Source organism: Gimesia aquarii, from assembly GCF_007748175.1.
In the GTDB taxonomy this organism is placed as follows: Bacteria; Planctomycetota; Planctomycetia; order Planctomycetales; family Planctomycetaceae; genus Gimesia; species Gimesia aquarii_A.
In genome coordinates this window covers 5,225,939-5,243,173 of record NZ_CP037422.1, presented here as the reverse complement: position 1 = coordinate 5,243,173, position 17,235 = coordinate 5,225,939, and the positions used below count along the sequence as shown (strand labels likewise).

Sequence of the window (17,235 nt, the reverse complement as noted above, 5' to 3'; positions counted from 1 at the left end):
TCAAGATACGAAAGTCTGACTGTGATGAAGCATCAATCCCGGATTTTGGTCATAGGCATCGGCAGCCCCCACGGCGATGATCAAGTCGGTTGGGAGATTGCAAAGCAGATTCAAGATAGGGGCAGCGAGTTCGTTGATGTCCGTCTGGCGCGAACGCCCGATGATTTAATCGACTGGCTGGAGGGAATAAAACAATTGGTGATTTGCGATGCTTGCCAGGGTGCGGGAGATGTAGGTACTCACCACCACTGGGAATGGCCCTCTGACCAACTGGAAACAATGACATGGTCGGGAACACACCATGTTTCGTTACCCACTGTCCTCGCATTGGCCGAACAACTGGGCCGACTTCCCACTTTGGTTCAAATTTGGGGTGTCGAAATTGAACAGACACAGCCTGGTGACTCAATGTCTGATCCAGTGAAGGCAGGAGCAATTCTGGTCGCAGAGACAATCTGTCAAGAACTATCGATACCCATAAAAAAGTCTGAGATCCAACATGCATGAACGGTCTCTGATCCGGAGTTTATTACGGCAAGTGGAGCAAATCGTCGCAGTAGAAGGCGGCGGGAAGGTCACCGAAATTCGTGTGCAGGTGGGTGATTTGTCCGGTGTGGAACCACTTTTGTTTCAGACAGCGTTTGATGACATGGTTCCTAGTGTGTTTTCTTCCGACTGTCGATTGGCACTCGAAATCGTGCCAGTCACGGCGGTTTGTAGCGAATGTGAACATCAGTTTGAAATCGTTGATTTTCAGTTTCGTTGTCCTGAATGCCAGACGAAGTCGGTGCAGGTCATTCAGGGAGACGAAGTAACATTAATCAGCGTTTCCATTAATTCGAACAATTCAATCGAAGGAGTCGCATCATGAACCAGCGCACAATTGTTGTACAACGCGATGTGCAAGCTGATCAGAAAGCGGATGCTGCTACAGAACGAGAGAGACTGGGACGCCGAGGGACGCTGGTTGTCAATCTACTCTCCTCGCCAGGCGCGGGAAAAACGACCTTACTGGAAGCAACAGCGCGGCATTTTGCTGGCCGCCGCAGTATGGCTGTGCTGGTAGGTGATCTTGAAACAGATCGCGATGCAAAACGTTTGTCGCCTCTCGTGCCAGTAGCACAGTTAACCACAGGGGGAGCCTGTCATCTGGAATTATCACTCGTGCAACGAGGACTGAAGGCGCTGGGCGATCCTGAAGTCGATTTTCTATTTATTGAAAATGTGGGCAATCTGGTTTGCCCGGCCTCACACGATCTGGCAGAACACTTGCGTGTCGTACTCATTAGTACGACGGAGGGAGACGATAAGCCAGGCAAATATCCGAAAATGTTCCGTACCAGTCAGGCAATGGTGATTACAAAACTGGATTTACTGCCACACGTTCCCTTTTCAGTAAAAGCGGTGACAGAAGATGCCCATCGTATTCAGCCTCATTTGAAAGTCTTAGCAAATTGTGCTTTGGATGGTTCCGGCATTGCAAGCTGGTGTGATTTTCTGGAAGAACAACATCAACAGCAATTGGCGACATATCATGAACCAGCAGGTAATCGCTAATCAACAGAAATCAAAAGTGGCCGTGCAGTTGACTTTAACAGGACACGTCCAGGGAGTCGGATTGCGTCCCACAATAGCTCGTTGGGCACAGAAATTAAATTTAGCCGGCCAGATTTGCAATACCACACAAGGTGTCAAACTGATTGTTGAAGGCCCCGCAGATATTGTACAACGTTTTGAAAATGAATTAGACACACATTTGCCGAGCGGAGCTTACCTTGAAAAAAGTGCACGTGCAAATCTAAAGCCAAGTGCATTAATCAAATTTGAGATTATCGAGAGCGAAACAGAAGGCCCTCTTTCTACACAAGTTCCCCCCGATATCGCCGTTTGCGAGGAGTGTCTCTCTGAGATCACAAAACCAGAAGACCGTCGTTTTCATTACCCGATCACAAGCTGCACAAACTGTGGTCCCCGCTATTCAATCATCAAATCAATGCCTTATGAGCGAACACAAACCAGTATGTCAGAGTTTGCTCTGTGCCAGTGTTGCGAAACGGAGTACCAGTCTCCTGATGACCGACGGTTTCATGCACAAACCAACGCCTGCCCGGAATGTGGTCCCCATATCTGGTGCACCGATGCGAAGGGACGACAAATTGCCTGTCAGAATGAGGCAGTCAAAGCTGCGGCAACGGCATTGAAGCAGGGACAGATTGTGGCAATGCGTGGATTGGGCGGCTACCAATTTCTCATAGATGCGACATCAGAACGCGCCGTTAAAAAACTAAGGCAGCGAAAACATCGTTATGGGAAACCGCTGGCCGTGATGGTGAGTTCTATTGCAGAAGCTAAAACGCTGGTCTATCTGAATGAAGCCGAACGGTCTGCACTCACTAGCCCCGCCGCCCCGATTGTCCTGGTACAATCACGCTGTATTTCCAACCTGGCAAGCAGTATCAATCCCGGCTTGAATACATTGGGAGTCATGCTACCAACAACTCCTCTTCATTGGCTGTTGCTACAACAGTGCTCCTTCCCGTTAGTCGTCACCAGCGCAAATCGGGAGGGAGAACCGTTAGCTTATCAGAGGGAAAATATCAGTACAGAACTAAAATCGATAGCCGATCTTTGGCTGGAGCATGATCGTCCCATTACCCGTCCGATTGATGATAGCGTGGTGAGATGCATCGCGGGACGAAGCGTAGCAATCCGTATAGCTCGTGGCTTAGCACCCTTGCCCCTCGAACTGAAAAGCAGTGTCTCTCAAATCGCATTAGGCGGACATCAAAAAACAGCATTCGCGCTTTGCAACGGTCGTCAAAGCATGCTCGGTCCTCATATCGGTGATTTGGACAGTCTGGCGTCCTGCGAACGGTATCAAGAACAACTTCAGTCATTGAAACAACTATACGGCGTCTCACAAAGTTCATTGGTCTGTGATACTCATTCGAATTATTTCACTTCACAATGGGCGGCTCGCGAATCGGTTCCACTGGAAACGGTGCAGCATCATCATGCCCATATTGTTGCAGGCATGCTGGAACAGGGTTGGTTAGATCGCCAGGTATTGGGTGTCGCCTTTGATGGCACTGGCTGGGGCGATGATAGCACCATCTGGGGAGGAGAATTTTTGTTATCGACCGCTACCAACTATACCAGAGTGGCACACTTGAGACCGTTTCGTCTGCCAGGTGGAGAACGTGCCATGCGTGAACCGTGGCGCGTCGCCGTCTCGTTGGTCACACAGGTTGCTGGTATAGACGTTGCTTCCCGTTTGAAACTAAACAGAGAACAGATAAAACCGCTGCTGAAAATCATCAAGTCAAAGCGACTTTCACCTCCGACGACCAGTGCCGGTCGTCTGTTTGATGGTGTTGCTGCCCTCGTGCTGGGAATAGAACAGTGTGATTTTGAAGGACAGGCGGCAATGTCACTGGAAGCGGTCTGCGATCAATCTGAACCAGGATGTTATGAGATTCCCTTGCAAGGAAGCAAACCCATTCAACTTGACTGGCGGCCGTTGATCTCACAGATTTTAAAAGACCGTGATGCAAGCGTACCCCCGGCAGTGATGGCGATGCGATTTCATCGTGGGTTGGCGCGAGCGGTCGCTCAGCTCTGTTATCAGTTTGCCCCCCTGCCCGTTGTTCTGGGAGGGGGCGTCTTTCAGAATCGATGCCTGGTTGAGTTGTTGTTAGAAGAATTCGAAGAAAACAGACAGCCACTCGGATTGCCAGGCAAAATTCCTCCCAATGATGGCGGGTTGGCGGCAGGTCAACTCGCTGTAGCCATTTCTCGCGGAAATCTGAAAGGGGCAGACCAATGTGCTTAGGAATTCCCGGTAAGGTCGTTCGCTGGATTGAACGAGAGGGGGCGTTTGCACAAGCGGAAGTGGAATTTGAAGGAATTCGACGACTTGTCCATATGGCATGTGTCACTGAAGCGGAACTGGGGGATTATGTTGTTGTGCATGCCGGAATTGCCATCAGCCGCATCAATCCGATTGAGGCTGAGCGTATCTTTGAAACACTTTCCCAATGGGGTGAAGACGAAGGCTGGCACACGGGATTGTCGCAAGATACAGAGGCATCACCATGAAATATCTTGACGAATACCGCGATCCCAAAACAGCGCAATTATTGTTAGATGAAATTCGCAGAATCACAACTCGTCATTGGACTTTGATGGAAGTCTGCGGCGGTCAGACACATAGTCTGCTCAGGCACGGTATTGCTGTAGAGCTGGAAGGAACCGTGGAACTGATTCATGGACCGGGTTGTCCCGTCTGTGTGACAGATCAGGCAGCCATCGATTTTGCCTGTCAACTGGCACAGCGTGAGGAGATCGTTCTGGCCAGTTTTGGTGACATGTTGCGTGTGCCTGGTAGTCATGGATCACTACTGGATGCTCAGGCGACGGGAGCTCATATCCAAATTGTCTATTCTCCCTCGGATGCGGTGGAATTGGCACGGAAGCAGCCTGAAACACAGTTTGTGTTCTTTGCCGTGGGATTTGAAACAACAGCGCCTGCCACCGCTCTGGCAATCAAACAGGCGGCCCGTTATCGATTAGAGAATTTTAGTATGATTGTTTCACATGTGCGCGTGCAACCTGCGATGGAATCACTGGTGCAAGCACCTGAAAATCGCGTACAAGCATTTCTGGCAGCAGGACATGTCTGTACCGTCATGGGATATGAATCATATGAATCATTTGTGAATCGATACCAACTGCCTGTCGTGGTAACTGGTTTCGAACCACTGGATTTACTGGATGGAATTCTGGCTTGTGTCAAACAACTTGAAGCAAACGAGGCAATGCTTGAGAATCGCTATGCGCGTACGGTTCAAGCAGCTGGAAATCGGTCAGCGCAAGATCTGGTGCAGGAAATCTATCAAGTTTGTGATCGGGCATGGCGCGGTTTTGGTACCATACCTAAAGGAGGTTTAGAACTGCGTCCCGAGTGGCAACAGTTTGATGCTCTATTGCGATTTAATAAACCAGCAATACCCGTCTTCAAACGGGATGAGTGCCAGAGTTTCGAAGTCATGACGGGCCAAATCAAGCCCCCCGAGTGTCCTCATTTTGGAACGCGCTGTACGCCTGAGTCACCTTTGGGAGCCCCTATGGTCTCGTCTGAAGGAGCGTGTGCCGCCTATTACCGTTATGGTGTCACAACTACTCCCTAACCGAACTATAGATGGATTCATCATGCAGGAAAGTTTGTAATTAGCATGTCAAGTAATAACAATCCTGCCTCCTGGCAGTTGAACTGTCCCGTTTCTATACCAGCGAACGCTGAATATGTGACTTTGGCTCATGGTGAAGGAGGACGGCTCTCACGAAAACTGATTCAAGAGCATATTTTAGCTTCTCTGAATAATGAATATCTCATCGCCCTCAATGATGCGGCTCAGCTCCCCAAAATCGAAGGACCATTGGCGTTAACGACAGACAGTTTTGTCGTCTCACCTCTATTTTTTCCAGGAGGTGATATCGGCTCACTGGCGATTTTCGGAACAGTCAATGATCTGGCTGTCAGTGGCGCGAAACCTCTCTGGCTGACACTTTCCTTGATCCTGGAAGAGGGATTTCCGCTCGCGATCCTAGATCGTATTCTGGAAAGTATTGCTCGGGCTGCACGGGAAACGTGCATCAAGATTGTTGCCGGTGATACGAAGGTCGTTCCCCGCGGCGTCGCAGACGGACTATTTATTAATACGGCCGGGGTGGGAGAACTCATCACACCAATCCCACCCGGTCCGGCGACTTTACAGGTAGATGACGAATTAATCATCAGCGGTCCCATTGGTCGACATGGAATTGCGGTATTGGCAACACGCGAAGAACTCGGGTTGGAACCGCTGCCTCTCAGTGATTGCGGTTCATTACTACAGTCTGTTGAACTCTTACGAAGTGGAATCGGTAATCAAGTACGTTGTCTGCGCGATGCAACCAGAGGTGGAGTCGCCGCAGTTCTACATGAATGGGCGGAAGCCAGCGAATTGACTCTGAGTATCGAAGAACGCAATGTTCCCGTTTCACCGGAAGTTCGGGGAGTCTGTGAATTGCTGGGGCTTGACCCACTCCATATGGCTAATGAAGGAACCATGGTCATCGCCGTCAAACCAGGGGCAGGCACAGCTGCCGTTGAAATACTAAAATCAATTCCAGAAACCGCTACGGCACAACAGATTGGTATTGTGAAATCCCGAGGTATCGTCCCAGTCACAATTCGTCGCACGCTGGATTCGGAACAACCCTTGGATGATCCATTGGGAAGCCCACTCCCAAGGATCTGTTAATGTCAATTCAGGATAGTCGCTAGTGATATTCAAGTCGGAGACATCAACTCCGATCAATTGTAAACCTAAGGTTCATGATCTGCGAAGTATCACGTAACTCTCGTTCATGGTCACTCTTGTGAACTAGTTGCGAGTAATACTTTTCCATTGCTTCCAGAATATCACATCGACTGACGATGCCGAGCAGCTCCCCTTCCTGCACAACTGGTAAATGGCGCAGATGATGACTTGTAAAAATAGAAACAATCGCAAAGAGTTCTGTATCGGGAGCAATACAGATGGGATGTGACGTCATAATAGTTTTGGCAGACTGTGGAGGGCTGGGATTTCCAAAATAGATTTCTTTGGAAAGTGCAGACAAACAGTCTTTTTCGGAGACGAAACCCACTAAATATTTTTTTTCGTTACGCATTTCTACTACAGGTGCATTTGAAACATGGTGTTTGAGTAAAAATCGAACCACTTGAGTAAGCGGCATCTCCGGAGTGACAACTTCAACATGACTCGTCATAAAATCCTTGGCATGTGGTGATGATTTTAGTTCATTCATTGATTGAAACTCCTGTAATGATTTTCTTGTTCAGGAAATGATACAATACTTAATGTTTCCTTTTCATTATGAATTGCGTTACGAATCTTTCAGTGCTTCAAACCCGGTGACGACATCGAGCAATTCTTCTGTGATGGAGGTCTGTCTTTGTTGGTTGTATTCAGATTGCAGGTTCACGAGTCGCTCTTTGATATTGCGTTCTGCGGCCTGCATGGAAGCGATCCGACTGGCGTTTTCTCCTGCCAGTGATTCAGCACACGCGCGAAATAATGAAACAAACAGATACTGTCGAATGAGCCGTGATAATAATACACTGCGATTCATCGTAAACATGGGGAGTGTTTGCGAAGACCATTTTCTCTTTTTATGGTGAAAAATACATGCTGGATCGATAGGCAACAGTTGCAACATATGCGGCTTATATGTTGACGCAGATACCCGCCGATTATAAGAAATATAAATACGATCCAAGCTTTTCTCTCTCCGCCAATGATCAATACTCGCCAGAATATCAATTACCAATGGTGCAATGCCTGTAGCAGACCCCGGTAGTGAAAAAGTAAAATCGATATTCGCTCCCAAATCCAATAATTTATTCGAAATCCGCGAGCCTATGGTCATCCAGGCTAAGTACTTGCCTTTGTCACTGTCGTTTGAAAAATGCTCCCATGCATGGGAACCGATCTGCTCATTGAATTGTCCGCACATACCCTGGTCAGACCCAAAAATAATGATACCTGTTGCACCATCGGCTTTCAGCCCTCGCAAACGCGACTCCAATGGACTATCCCAGAGCACCATTTTGAGCCCCAGCTCAACTGTTTCTGAAAAGTCTGTCAGTGAATCTACAGCCTGTTCGTATTGACGTATACTGACAGCGGCAAGTGTCTTCATCGTGCGAACTACTGATTCGAGATCTCTAGTACTATCAATACTTCGTTTTAATGATTCAAAGTCTTGCATCTTATTTTACTGGTTCAGTATGTTTATTGGTTAAGAGACTGAATAATTTCACGCGCTGATTGAATCGTCTCTCTTTGATCCTCTTCAGAAAATTTTTGCCCCGCCAGTATCGCCTCACTCACATCGGGAAATTCATCGACAAGTATGTTTTGTACCCTCTGCTCTGCACTCCGAATCAGAGGTATCCCTGTTGTATCAAAGACTCCTGCCGCCATTGACAGTAAAATAGAAATTTGCTGAGGAACGGAAAGTGGTTGATATTGTGACTGCTTGAATATTTCCCGAACACGTCGACCACGTTCGAGCGTCGTAAGGGTTTCTTCATCTAAGCGACTGCTGAAACGAGAAAATGCTTCCAGTTCTTCAAACTGGGCATAAGACAACCGCAAGTCACCGGCGACCGCTCGATAAGCGGGTAATTGTGTTTTGCCTCCCACACGCGAGACTGACCGCCCGACATCGACTGCCGGGAGGATTCCTTTTTGAAATAACTGCGGAGAAAGATAAATTTGACCGTCGGTAATCGAAATCAGGTTCGTTGGAATGTAGGCAGACAGATTTTGGGCTTCGGTTTCGGCAATCGGCAAGGCCGTCAAAGAACCTCCCCCCATTGAGTCGCGCAAATGTGTTGATCGTTCCAGCAAACGGGAATGCAAATAGAAAATATCGCCTGGAAATGCTTCCCTTCCGGGAGGGCGTCTTAATAAAAGCGATAATTCGCGATACGCGCGCGCGTGCGAAGTCAGGTCATCATAAACGACAAGTACATCTTGCCCCTGATCCATAAAGTATTCACCGAGCGTAGTAGCGGCATAAGGTGCGACAAATTGTAGTCCCGGTGCCGCATCACTTTCGGCTACAACAACAGCCGTATATTCGAGTGCATCATATTTTCGTAAATCGTCAATCACCTTAGCAACAGCTGTATTACGTTGGCCGATGGCACAGTAAATACATACAACGTTTTTGTTTCGCTGGTTGATAATCGTATCGATTGCAATGGCTGTTTTTCCGGTTTGTCGATCACCAAGAATCAGTTCGCGTTGTCCCCGTCCAATCGGAATCAAAGCGTCAATCACTTTGAAACCTGTTTGCAATGGAACGGTGACCGGTGCACGGTTGATAATCGATGCTGGTTCCCGTTCGTAAGGTCGGCGATCTGCCGCCGAAATAGGACCGTGCCCATCAAGGGGTCGCCCCACCGGATCAATGACGCGACCGATTAATGATTCTCCGACGGGGATATCGAGTAAACGGTGTGTCCGCCTCACTTCATCGCCGGCAGTAAGTTGATCACTATGATCTAGTAATACGACACCTACATCATCCATATCCAGGTTTAATGCCAGACCGAGTACATGATTGGGAAACTGTAAGAGTTCTTCCGATTGCACGTTGGGTAAACCGATAACACGCGCATTACCCCGACCTACATATGTGACTTCACCAATTTCAATGAGTCGTGGTTTGAAATTATGTTGAGTGAGCGTGTCATCAAATGTATTAAATGTCTCATCGAGAAGTGCTCGGACACTCAGATCAATATCCATTTACATACTTTCAATCATGATTGACCAGACTAAATAATATGAATGTAGAAATTCATGCCGTGGTTGGCACATCAGTTTCTGTTTCCAATGTCATTTCTTCATTCAGCGATATTTCAAACTCCTCTTCTAATTCTTCGAGTGATTCCTGAATGCTCCAAGCGACTTTGTATCCAGCTACATGCAATTCCATTCCACAAATTAATTCAGAATTCTCTCGAAAATCGATCGCGACATCTTCCCCCAGGAATTGATGCAAGAATGTCCTGACTTTTTCCAGGTCCGTTTCACTAAGTGCAAAGGCACTTTCTACCAATACGCGATGTTTTGTTGTATCAAGCAATGAGATAATTCTCTGCTTTTGCTGTATGTCAATCTTCTTGATCTCTTTTAGAAAGATCTCAATCGTCTGCTGTTGAATATCGACATCCGCCAATTCCGTTAAAATTCGATGGCTCATCTTTTGAATGTGGTTTGAGATCAGCAGGCGCGCCTCACGAATAAAAGAGTGCCTTTCTCTGCTAAGCGTCCGATACCACTCTGTCTTTGCTTGATCCACTTCTGCCCGAGCCTGGTTAAGATGTTCTTCTTTCCAATGCTGAATCTCTTTCCCTGCATCGGCCAGTAAATCGCCCTTAGCATGTGCAAGTTCTTCTGTTTTCAGTTGATAATTCTCTGCCTCAGATTCCGCCTGCTGTTGCGCTGTAAGAGTTTTTTCGTGTTCCGTTGCCATCTGTTTTTCCCGTTCGCTCATCGCATTGATGATTGGCGTATACAGGAAATGGGTTAACAACCAGACAAGAACAAGAAAGTTTAAGATTTGCGCAATAAATGTAAACCAATCAATGGACATTGTTGAATCCTACGTTGTCATTCAAGTTGATTAACCACCATTCGACTGCAGAAAGAAATTCCAGAACGGATTCGCAAAAATCAGAATCATTGAAATTACAAAACAGTAAATTGCCGTTGATTCCACCATAGCCAACCCTACAAAGAGCGTGCGGGTGATTGTACTTGCTTCATCTGGTTGTTGAGCAATGGCACTCAATGCCTGTGCCAGAGCTCGTCCTTCTCCTAAAGCAGGGCCTATTGAACCAATCGCGATCGTAATACCTGCAGTAAAGATTGACACCGCTGCAATCATCGTGTTTGAGTCCATAAAGAACTTCCTCTCTTTAGTTTTCATCATTGCGAGATTGTTCCGAATTGATTTCAGGAACTTTGTTATTTCGAATTGAGTCATCACTCACTTGTGTCGCCGACGCGATATAAACCATGGCGAGAACTGAAAAGATATAAGCTTGAATGACACCCGTCAGTAGTCCAAACGCCTGCATTAAAATCGGGACAAACAACGGCACAAATCCCAACAGGATCGCTGCAATCACTGCGCCACTCATCATATTACCGTAAAGGCGAACTGCTAATGCCAGCGTTCGAGAGAGTTCACCAATAATATTAAAAGGCAACATTAAGACGGAAGGACTGATATATTGCTTGAGGTATCCTTTAACTCCTTGATTTGCAATTCCATAAATGGGTACCGCAATAAAGACACAAGTTGCCAGAGCCGCTGTCGTGGAGAGTGAACTGGTAGGGGCATAATAACCGGGAACAATCGCCAATATATTAGAAACGACAATAAACAAAAAAAGTGTGCCTATGAATGGCAGGTAAGAACCAGGATCCTGTTGACTGACCTCTCGAATCTGGTTTCGTAGTCCTGTGACAAGCACTTCCAATAAGTTCTGCCCGCGCGAAATTTTCGTACTGGAAGACAAATTACGCGTGACGAGCCATGAGATGCATACCAGGATGCTCATGACGACCCATGTATAAATAATCGTCCGATTCAGAATGATAAATTCCCATTGCCAGATTGGTTCGTCAGGAAACATGGTCATTGATGAGATTCCCGCGATAGAGATGTATTAGCCAGATTCACATAACGTGTGAAAAAAAAACGCATCATCATAAAACCTAACAAACAAATCACAATCCGCTGCCATTGATGGTTTGGTGACAACGATATTCCGATAAACCAGAATCCACAGAGTGTTATTACCGTTCTGCTTAAGCCACTCAGTAAAAACAATAACCAGGGTTGACTTACTTTGGTGAGTTTTTTAATAGTGAGCCAAAGTCCGCCGAAGAATAATGCCCCCAATAGTAACCCGGTTCCCAGGCTAACAAGAAGCTGTAAAACCAAAATGAGGTCCATCAATCGATTCCTCCTTCTTTATGCAACCATTTCCAGGCATTAAAACAACCCAAGGCAATTCCACCGATCAGCAACATCAGACTCCATGAGTATGGGGTCGGCCAGCGTGAGTCAATCCACATGCCAATGGTGGCTCCCAAGACAGCGGGAATTGCGACCGACCAGCCAATGAGTCCAAACATACCAAGCCCAAACCAGATGGTGTGATGTTTTTCATTTTTTGCTTTCAGCTTACGCAGTTCCTGGGAAGCAATTCGTTTTTGAATCTCCCTCTGATTCTGCATTTGCAAATGATCTGGTTGTAAATCTCTGTTGGGAGTTTCGTCGTCTTCTGCAGGTGTTTGATCATCCATCGGCACTCACTCCCTGTTTCACAAAGTGCCTCAGAATATCTGCTTCCAGTCTGGCAATGGCGGAACGAGCCAATCGCTCGCGTTCATTCATGATTTCAAATTGCTCGATCACTTTTTGACGAAGCGTCCCCAAATCTTCTCCCTGCACAGCATAAATTGTTGAGACACGCACTTCAGAACCCGTTTTCGTTAAAATTCCACCACCAACACCGAGAAAGTATTCACATTGCCGTTCATCAACATAAGTCAAAATTCCCGGGAGCAAAGCAGAAACGAAGTCAACGTGTTTTGGCAGGAGACAGAAGGAACCATTTTCCGCCTCCGCAATGATTTTAGTGACAGGTTGTTTAATAAAGATTTCAGTGGGCAATAGGACTTTTAAATTCATCAAACCGCCACTTTCTCCGCTTCTTCAATCACCCCAATCATATAGAGAGCACGTTCCGGCACATCATAAAACTCATCATTTAAAATACGTTCACAACCGTGTAAGGTATCTTCCAGGGATACGAATTTTCCTTGATAATTAGTGAATTGCTCAGTACTAAAAAAGGGTTGTGTCAAAAAACGTTCCAGTCGGCGGGCTCGATTCACAATTCGTTGATCCTCTCGCGAAAGTTCTTCCAGCCCCAACATGGCAATGATATCTTTAAGTTCTTCATAGTTTGCCAAAGTCTCACGTACGGACTGTGCAACCTGATAATGTCGTTCCCCGACTATGGGAGGCATTAACATTTTTGAACTGGAATTTAACAAATCAATCGCGGGGTATAAACCTGCAGAAGCCCGCTTACGAGACAGCACCACTGAGGTCGAAAGATGAGCAAATGTGTGAACCGCGGAAGGATCGGTGAAATCATCTGCGGGCACGTAAACAGCCTGGACTGAGGTGATCGATCCATTTGTCGTTGTACAGATCCGTTCTTCCAGTTCCGCTAAATCCGATGCAAGCGTGGGCTGGTACCCGACGCGCGAAGGGAGTTCACCCATGAGTCCTGAAACTTCGGTTCCAGCCTGAATAAATCGAAAGATATTATCAATCAACAACAGAACATCTTGTCGTTGATCATCGCGAAAATATTCTGCCATCGTCAACGCCGCATGCCCTACACGGTAACGAGCTCCAGGTGGTTCATTCATTTGACCGAAGACCATCACCGTGTTTTCCAGCACACCCGCTTGTTTCATCTCCCGATATAATTCTTCGGCTTCACGAGAACGTTCTCCAATTCCACAGAACAAGCTCACACCTTTATGCGCTCCGACAACATTATGAATTAACTCCGTGATCAATACCGTTTTTCCAACCCCCGCCCCACCAAACAGACCTGCTTTGCCCCCACGTTCGAGGGGAGAAAGAAGATCAATGGCTTTGATACCAGTTTTAAAGATCTCGGACCGCGGAGGACGTTCTACTAAAGCCGGTGATTCATGGTGGATTGATCGCCAATTGGCACTCTCAATTGATTCTCCCGAATCGATCGTCTGACCAAAGACGTTCAACATACGTCCTAATAGCTTTCGTCCCACAGGAACTCTGAGTGGATGCCCTGTGTTATGGATTGGAGCACCGCGCGACAGGCCACGTGTCGAGGTTAAAGCAATTCCGCGAATGGTATGGCTGTCTAGTTGCGTGAGTACTTCAATAATAATTTCATGAGATTCCCCTGCGCGCAACTCACTTTGAACTCCTGGTAATTGATGTGGAAAGCAGGCATCGATCACACTTCCTCGAACTGACAGAATAGTTCCCAGGCTGAATTCATTTGACTGGACCTTCTGTTGTGTTGTCACTGGTACTCCTCTCCCGTCAATCCACCCTCTGAATCCTTAATTTTATGCTAACAAATAGGAAATCACCAGGCTACTTGCCTTCCATTTTGCTGACGATCTTTTTTTCACCAAAACTCAATTGCTATAAGATTCTTTTTTACATTTCTTTGCATGCTAAAGAGGCAAACCTGCTTACTAATGGTTTTCCCCATAGCAGAACCGGGAATTACCTCTAGTAAGTTCCAGGAACTTCTTGGTACTTAATTTAACATAGAATCATGAAAATAGTCAGAGAAATAGAAATTTGTAAACCACTGATAATGGATTATAATCTCGTTCAATTGTTTACATCTGGTCGTGTCTCTTCAACATACGACAACGGCTGTTCTGTGATTTAATTGATTGTGAAAATGATCCGCAGCACATTGAAATATTGAATTCAAGGAGGAGATCACAATGACCAGAGAACCACTGATACTTTGGTTTGATCAGATTGATATAAGCGATGTCCCCTCAGTAGGAGGCAAGAATGCTTCACTGGGAGAAATGTATCATCACCTGAAATCAGAAGGGATTTCCGTCCCTAATGGTTTTGCAACTACGGCCACCGCATATCGTCGCTTTTTGTCTGAAACGGACCTCGACCAACATATTCGAGAGATCCTCTGTGATCTGGATACCTCGGATATTATCAATCTTCAACAACATGGCCTTGAAGTCAGGCATGCCATTCTCTCTGCCGAGATTCCTCAATCGATTCAAGAGGAAATTCAAGAAGCATACGAAAAGCTGAGCGACAATCTTCCAGGAGGTATCGATGTCGCCGTGCGTAGCAGTGCCACAGCAGAAGATTTACCTGATGCGAGTTTTGCTGGGCAGCAGGAATCTTATTTGAATGTGCGAGGACCAAGTATATTACTCGATACTTGCCGTCGCTGCTTCGCTTCGTTGTTTACAGACCGAGCGATTTCTTATCGCACTGGAAAAGGGTTTGACCATTTTGAGATTGCTCTCTCCATCGGCATACAACGTATGGTGCGTTCAGACCTTTCGGCTTCCGGAGTGATGTTCACAATCGATACCGAGACCGGATTCAAGGATGCCATTTTGATTAATGCCGCATATGGACTGGGTGAAAACATCGTACAAGGCAGCGTAAATCCTGATGAATACTATGTATTCAAGCCGACCCTCAAAAAAGGATACCAGCCTATTCTGAATAAATCACTGGGATCGAAAGAGTTTAAGCTGGTGTATGATACTGGTGGGGAGAAAATGACCCGAAATATTCCAGTTTCACACAAAGATCGGAAACAGTTCGCCTTAAATGATGACGATATTCTTACACTGGCCCGCTGGGGATGCCTCATCGAAGATCATTACTCAAAAGTCCGGGGACACCCCTGCCCTATGGATATTGAATGGGCAAAAGATGGAATCACACAAGAACTATTTATTGTACAGGCTCGGCCAGAAACAGTTCACTCACAGAATAAAACTCAACTTTTAAAGACCTACCATTTGAATCAACGCGGAAGAATTCTTGCTCGTGGTCGGAGTGTGGGTGAACGAATCGGTCATGGAATCGCCCGTGTCGTTCATAGTGCGGATAATCTGGATGAAGTCCAACCTGGTGATGTACTGATTACCGAGAAGACTGATCCAGACTGGGAACCCATTATGAAAAAGGCAGCTGCGATTGTGACGAATCGAGGAGGTCGCACCTGCCATGCAGCAATTGTGAGCCGTGAGCTCGGATTGCCGGCAATTGTTGGAGCGGAACAAGCAACCATTTCTATTCCTTCAGGATCGATGGTCACAGTCGCTTGTGTAGAGGGAGATACCGGCAATGTATACGAAGGCCAACTCGATTACGAGGTTGAAAAGGTCGATCTCTCTCAAATTCCTCGCCCTCAAACAAAGGTGATGATGATTGTTGGAAATCCAAACGAAGCATTTCGCCTCTCTATGTTACCCAGTGATGGAGTTGGTCTGGCACGGATGGAGTTCATTATCAACTCGTTCATACGCATTCATCCGATGGCTCTGTTAGAGTATGAAAAACTCAAGGATCCCATCTTAAAATCTGAAATAGATCGTCGAACCTCTTCTTATGATGATAAACCGTCTTTCTTCGTGGATACTCTGGCTCAGGGTGTGGCCATGATTGCGGCCGCCTTTTATCCACATGATGTCATTGTCCGAATGAGTGACTTCAAAACAAATGAGTACGCGAACTTAATTGGCGGAAATCGCTATGAACCCAAAGAAGAAAACCCCATGATCGGCTTCCGGGGCGCTTCCCGCTATTATCATCCGCACTATCGTGATGCTTTTGGTTTAGAATGTCAGGCAATGCAAAGAGTACGTGAGACAATGGGTCTAAAAAACATGAAGCTAATGATTCCGTTTTGTCGTACGGTAGATGAAGGAAAAAAAGTGCTGGCAGAAATGGCGAAACATGGCCTGCGTCGCGGAGAAGAAGGACTGGAAATCTACATCATGTGTGAGCTTCCCAGTAATGTGATTCAAGCAGAGGCCTTTGCTGATATTTTTGACGGTTTTTCAATTGGTTCGAATGACCTGACACAATTAACTCTGGGTGTTGATCGAGATTCAGAAATTGTGGCTCACCTCTTTGATGAACGTGATCCTGCTGTCATGGAGTCATTAGCGGCAGCCATTAAACAGGTCAAATCAGCGGGTAAAAAAATCGGCATCTGCGGACAGGCTCCCAGCGATTACCCTGAAATTGCCGAGTTTCTTGTTAAACAGGGAATTGACAGTATTTCGCTGAATCCTGATTCCATACTGAAAACCGTTTCACGTATCGCAGAAGTTGAAGCGGAATTGGAATCACCTGTTTCCAGTCCAGAAATGAAAGGGAATTTGACCTTATGATGAATCATTTTAACTTAACTATAAAAGGAGTTAACTATGGACCCAAAATCGAATCCCAATGAACATATACAGTTATTGTTAGATGAGCATGAAGAAATCCTCACTCACATAAACGAACTGGCTGACTGGACAGAGCAACTGAAAGAAAAAGGGTTTCCTAAATTTGGTGAATTGGGAACACGGGTGAAATCTTTTCGTGATTTACTGGCAAAGCACTTTAAGAATGAAGAACAGGAAGGATACTTTAAACCCATTTTTGATGAGTCTCCCGGTTGTTGTATTATGGTACCAGACTTTCACAAGAAACATGCAGAAAGTTTGTGTAACATTGATAATTTCATTGCAAGACTAAAAGAATCAGAACACCCTTTCCAAAGCTGGGATGAAGCATTAAAACAATTTGATGCTTTGTTGATCGACCTGCGTGCACACGAAAACCAAGAAATTAAAATGGTTCAGGAAGCCTTTAAGCAATCACCCTCATAAAAAAAGACTAAAGCACTGCGAGGATTTTGAAGACCTGCACAGGTAAAAGTTGGCTGTTAGATTATTAGAAAACATATCACCATCCGCCCTGCCTAGAGAATCGATTTTTATAGTTTTTAACAATCTAGATCGT

Annotated in this window: 19 protein-coding genes; 9 read left to right on the top strand and 10 right to left on the bottom strand. The window is 46.2% G+C overall.

Annotated features, from left to right (window positions below; translation table 11 throughout):
* Nucleotides 1–24: 24 nt before the first annotated feature.
* From V202x_RS19990 to hypE, 7 genes are read left to right on the top strand one after another with little or no spacing between them, the layout of a single operon-like run.
* Nucleotides 25–507 (top strand): hydrogenase maturation protease, encoded by a 483-nt coding sequence (locus tag V202x_RS19990; RefSeq protein WP_145178625.1) that lies wholly within the window; start codon nt 25–27, stop codon nt 505–507.
* A complete protein-coding gene (locus V202x_RS19985; RefSeq protein ID WP_145178623.1) occupies nt 500–871 on the top strand; it encodes a hydrogenase maturation nickel metallochaperone HypA in 372 nt (123 codons plus the stop codon). Before V202x_RS19990 ends, V202x_RS19985 begins: the two co-directional genes overlap by 8 nt.
* Nucleotides 868–1,557 (top strand): hydrogenase nickel incorporation protein HypB, encoded by a 690-nt coding sequence (hypB, locus tag V202x_RS19980; RefSeq protein ID WP_145178621.1) that lies wholly within the window; start codon nt 868–870, stop codon nt 1,555–1,557. Before V202x_RS19985 ends, hypB begins: the two co-directional genes overlap by 4 nt.
* Complete coding sequence (gene hypF, locus V202x_RS19975; RefSeq protein WP_197992988.1) at nt 1,535–3,832, top strand: carbamoyltransferase HypF; 2,298 nt, start codon at nt 1,535–1,537, stop codon at nt 3,830–3,832. The genes hypB and hypF overlap by 23 nt, the downstream gene beginning before the upstream one ends.
* Nucleotides 3,823–4,098: a HypC/HybG/HupF family hydrogenase formation chaperone gene (locus V202x_RS19970; protein WP_145178617.1), complete on the top strand. Its 276-nt coding sequence runs from the start codon at nt 3,823–3,825 to the stop codon at nt 4,096–4,098. The genes hypF and V202x_RS19970 overlap by 10 nt, the downstream gene beginning before the upstream one ends.
* Entirely contained in the window at nt 4,095–5,189 is a 1,095-nt protein-coding gene (hypD, locus tag V202x_RS19965; RefSeq protein ID WP_145178615.1) for a hydrogenase formation protein HypD, read from the top strand. Before V202x_RS19970 ends, hypD begins: the two co-directional genes overlap by 4 nt.
* 45 nt (nt 5,190–5,234) lie before the next feature.
* Complete coding sequence (gene hypE, locus V202x_RS19960; protein WP_145178613.1) at nt 5,235–6,305, top strand: hydrogenase expression/formation protein HypE; 1,071 nt, start codon at nt 5,235–5,237, stop codon at nt 6,303–6,305.
* A gap of 43 nt (nt 6,306–6,348) precedes the next feature.
* On the opposite strand, the gene V202x_RS19955 is transcribed toward hypE, so the two are convergent.
* From V202x_RS19955 to atpD, 10 genes are all read right to left on the bottom strand, one after another.
* On the bottom strand, nt 6,349–6,855 hold the full coding sequence (locus tag V202x_RS19955; RefSeq protein ID WP_145178611.1) for a CBS domain-containing protein: 507 nt from the start codon (nt 6,853–6,855) through the stop codon (nt 6,349–6,351).
* Nucleotides 6,856–6,933: 78 nt separating this feature from the next.
* Nucleotides 6,934–7,818 (bottom strand): F0F1 ATP synthase subunit gamma, encoded by an 885-nt coding sequence (locus tag V202x_RS19950; RefSeq protein ID WP_145178609.1) that lies wholly within the window; start codon nt 7,816–7,818, stop codon nt 6,934–6,936.
* A gap of 23 nt (nt 7,819–7,841) precedes the next feature.
* Nucleotides 7,842–9,368 (bottom strand): alternate F1F0 ATPase, F1 subunit alpha, encoded by a 1,527-nt coding sequence (locus tag V202x_RS19945; RefSeq protein ID WP_145178607.1) that lies wholly within the window; start codon nt 9,366–9,368, stop codon nt 7,842–7,844.
* Between the two features lie 52 nt (nt 9,369–9,420).
* The gene (locus V202x_RS19940; protein WP_145178606.1) at nt 9,421–10,218 is read right to left on the bottom strand and encodes a F0F1 ATP synthase subunit delta; all 798 of its coding nucleotides are present in this window, start codon (nt 10,216–10,218) and stop codon (nt 9,421–9,423) included.
* Nucleotides 10,219–10,248: 30 nt separating this feature from the next.
* Complete coding sequence (locus V202x_RS19935; protein ID WP_144985542.1) at nt 10,249–10,527, bottom strand: F0F1 ATP synthase subunit C; 279 nt, start codon at nt 10,525–10,527, stop codon at nt 10,249–10,251.
* Nucleotides 10,528–10,543: 16 nt separating this feature from the next.
* Nucleotides 10,544–11,272 carry a F0F1 ATP synthase subunit A gene (locus V202x_RS19930; RefSeq protein ID WP_145178604.1) on the bottom strand — a complete coding sequence of 243 codons (729 nt, stop codon included), beginning with the start codon at nt 11,270–11,272 and terminating at the stop codon, nt 10,544–10,546.
* Nucleotides 11,269–11,589 (bottom strand): ATP synthase subunit I, encoded by a 321-nt coding sequence (locus V202x_RS19925; protein WP_145178602.1) that lies wholly within the window; start codon nt 11,587–11,589, stop codon nt 11,269–11,271. Before V202x_RS19925 ends, V202x_RS19930 begins: the two co-directional genes overlap by 4 nt.
* The gene (locus tag V202x_RS19920; protein ID WP_197992987.1) at nt 11,589–11,942 is read right to left on the bottom strand and encodes an AtpZ/AtpI family protein; all 354 of its coding nucleotides are present in this window, start codon (nt 11,940–11,942) and stop codon (nt 11,589–11,591) included. The genes V202x_RS19925 and V202x_RS19920 overlap by 1 nt, the downstream gene beginning before the upstream one ends.
* Nucleotides 11,935–12,330, bottom strand: a complete 396-nt coding sequence (locus V202x_RS19915) for a F0F1 ATP synthase subunit epsilon (RefSeq protein ID WP_145178600.1) — start codon at nt 12,328–12,330, stop codon at nt 11,935–11,937. The genes V202x_RS19920 and V202x_RS19915 overlap by 8 nt, the downstream gene beginning before the upstream one ends.
* The gene (gene atpD / locus V202x_RS19910; protein WP_145178598.1) at nt 12,330–13,736 is read right to left on the bottom strand and encodes a F0F1 ATP synthase subunit beta; all 1,407 of its coding nucleotides are present in this window, start codon (nt 13,734–13,736) and stop codon (nt 12,330–12,332) included. The genes V202x_RS19915 and atpD overlap by 1 nt, the downstream gene beginning before the upstream one ends.
* A gap of 435 nt (nt 13,737–14,171) precedes the next feature.
* On the opposite strand from atpD, the gene ppsA reads away from it, so the two are divergent.
* Nucleotides 14,172–16,616 (top strand): phosphoenolpyruvate synthase, encoded by a 2,445-nt coding sequence (gene ppsA / locus V202x_RS19905; RefSeq protein ID WP_145178596.1) that lies wholly within the window; start codon nt 14,172–14,174, stop codon nt 16,614–16,616.
* Between the two features lie 36 nt (nt 16,617–16,652).
* Nucleotides 16,653–17,102: a hemerythrin domain-containing protein gene (locus V202x_RS19900; RefSeq protein WP_145178594.1), complete on the top strand. Its 450-nt coding sequence runs from the start codon at nt 16,653–16,655 to the stop codon at nt 17,100–17,102.
* The last annotated feature ends 133 nt before the right edge of the window (nt 17,103–17,235 follow it).

Bases quoted from the DNA above. Each gene is read 5' to 3' on its own strand.
- V202x_RS19990 (WP_145178625.1), top strand. From the start codon at position 25: ATGAAGCATCAATCCCGGATTTTGGTCATAGGCATCGGCAGCCCCCAC.
- V202x_RS19985 (WP_145178623.1), top strand. From the start codon at position 500: ATGCATGAACGGTCTCTGATCCGGAGTTTATTACGGCAAGTGGAGCAA.
- hypB (WP_145178621.1), top strand. From the start codon at position 868: ATGAACCAGCGCACAATTGTTGTACAACGCGATGTGCAAGCTGATCAG.
- hypF (WP_197992988.1), top strand. From the start codon at position 1,535: ATGAACCAGCAGGTAATCGCTAATCAACAGAAATCAAAAGTGGCCGTG.
- V202x_RS19970 (WP_145178617.1), top strand. From the start codon at position 3,823: ATGTGCTTAGGAATTCCCGGTAAGGTCGTTCGCTGGATTGAACGAGAG.
- hypD (WP_145178615.1), top strand. From the start codon at position 4,095: ATGAAATATCTTGACGAATACCGCGATCCCAAAACAGCGCAATTATTG.
- hypE (WP_145178613.1), top strand. From the start codon at position 5,235: ATGTCAAGTAATAACAATCCTGCCTCCTGGCAGTTGAACTGTCCCGTT.
- V202x_RS19955 (WP_145178611.1), bottom strand. From the start codon at position 6,855: ATGAATGAACTAAAATCATCACCACATGCCAAGGATTTTATGACGAGT.
- V202x_RS19950 (WP_145178609.1), bottom strand. From the start codon at position 7,818: ATGCAAGACTTTGAATCATTAAAACGAAGTATTGATAGTACTAGAGAT.
- V202x_RS19945 (WP_145178607.1), bottom strand. From the start codon at position 9,368: ATGGATATTGATCTGAGTGTCCGAGCACTTCTCGATGAGACATTTAAT.
- V202x_RS19940 (WP_145178606.1), bottom strand. From the start codon at position 10,218: ATGTCCATTGATTGGTTTACATTTATTGCGCAAATCTTAAACTTTCTT.
- V202x_RS19935 (WP_144985542.1), bottom strand. From the start codon at position 10,527: ATGGACTCAAACACGATGATTGCAGCGGTGTCAATCTTTACTGCAGGT.
- V202x_RS19930 (WP_145178604.1), bottom strand. From the start codon at position 11,272: ATGACCATGTTTCCTGACGAACCAATCTGGCAATGGGAATTTATCATT.
- V202x_RS19925 (WP_145178602.1), bottom strand. From the start codon at position 11,589: ATGGACCTCATTTTGGTTTTACAGCTTCTTGTTAGCCTGGGAACCGGG.
- V202x_RS19920 (WP_197992987.1), bottom strand. From the start codon at position 11,942: ATGGATGATCAAACACCTGCAGAAGACGACGAAACTCCCAACAGAGAT.
- V202x_RS19915 (WP_145178600.1), bottom strand. From the start codon at position 12,330: ATGAATTTAAAAGTCCTATTGCCCACTGAAATCTTTATTAAACAACCT.
- ppsA (WP_145178596.1), top strand. From the start codon at position 14,172: ATGACCAGAGAACCACTGATACTTTGGTTTGATCAGATTGATATAAGC.
- V202x_RS19900 (WP_145178594.1), top strand. From the start codon at position 16,653: ATGGACCCAAAATCGAATCCCAATGAACATATACAGTTATTGTTAGAT.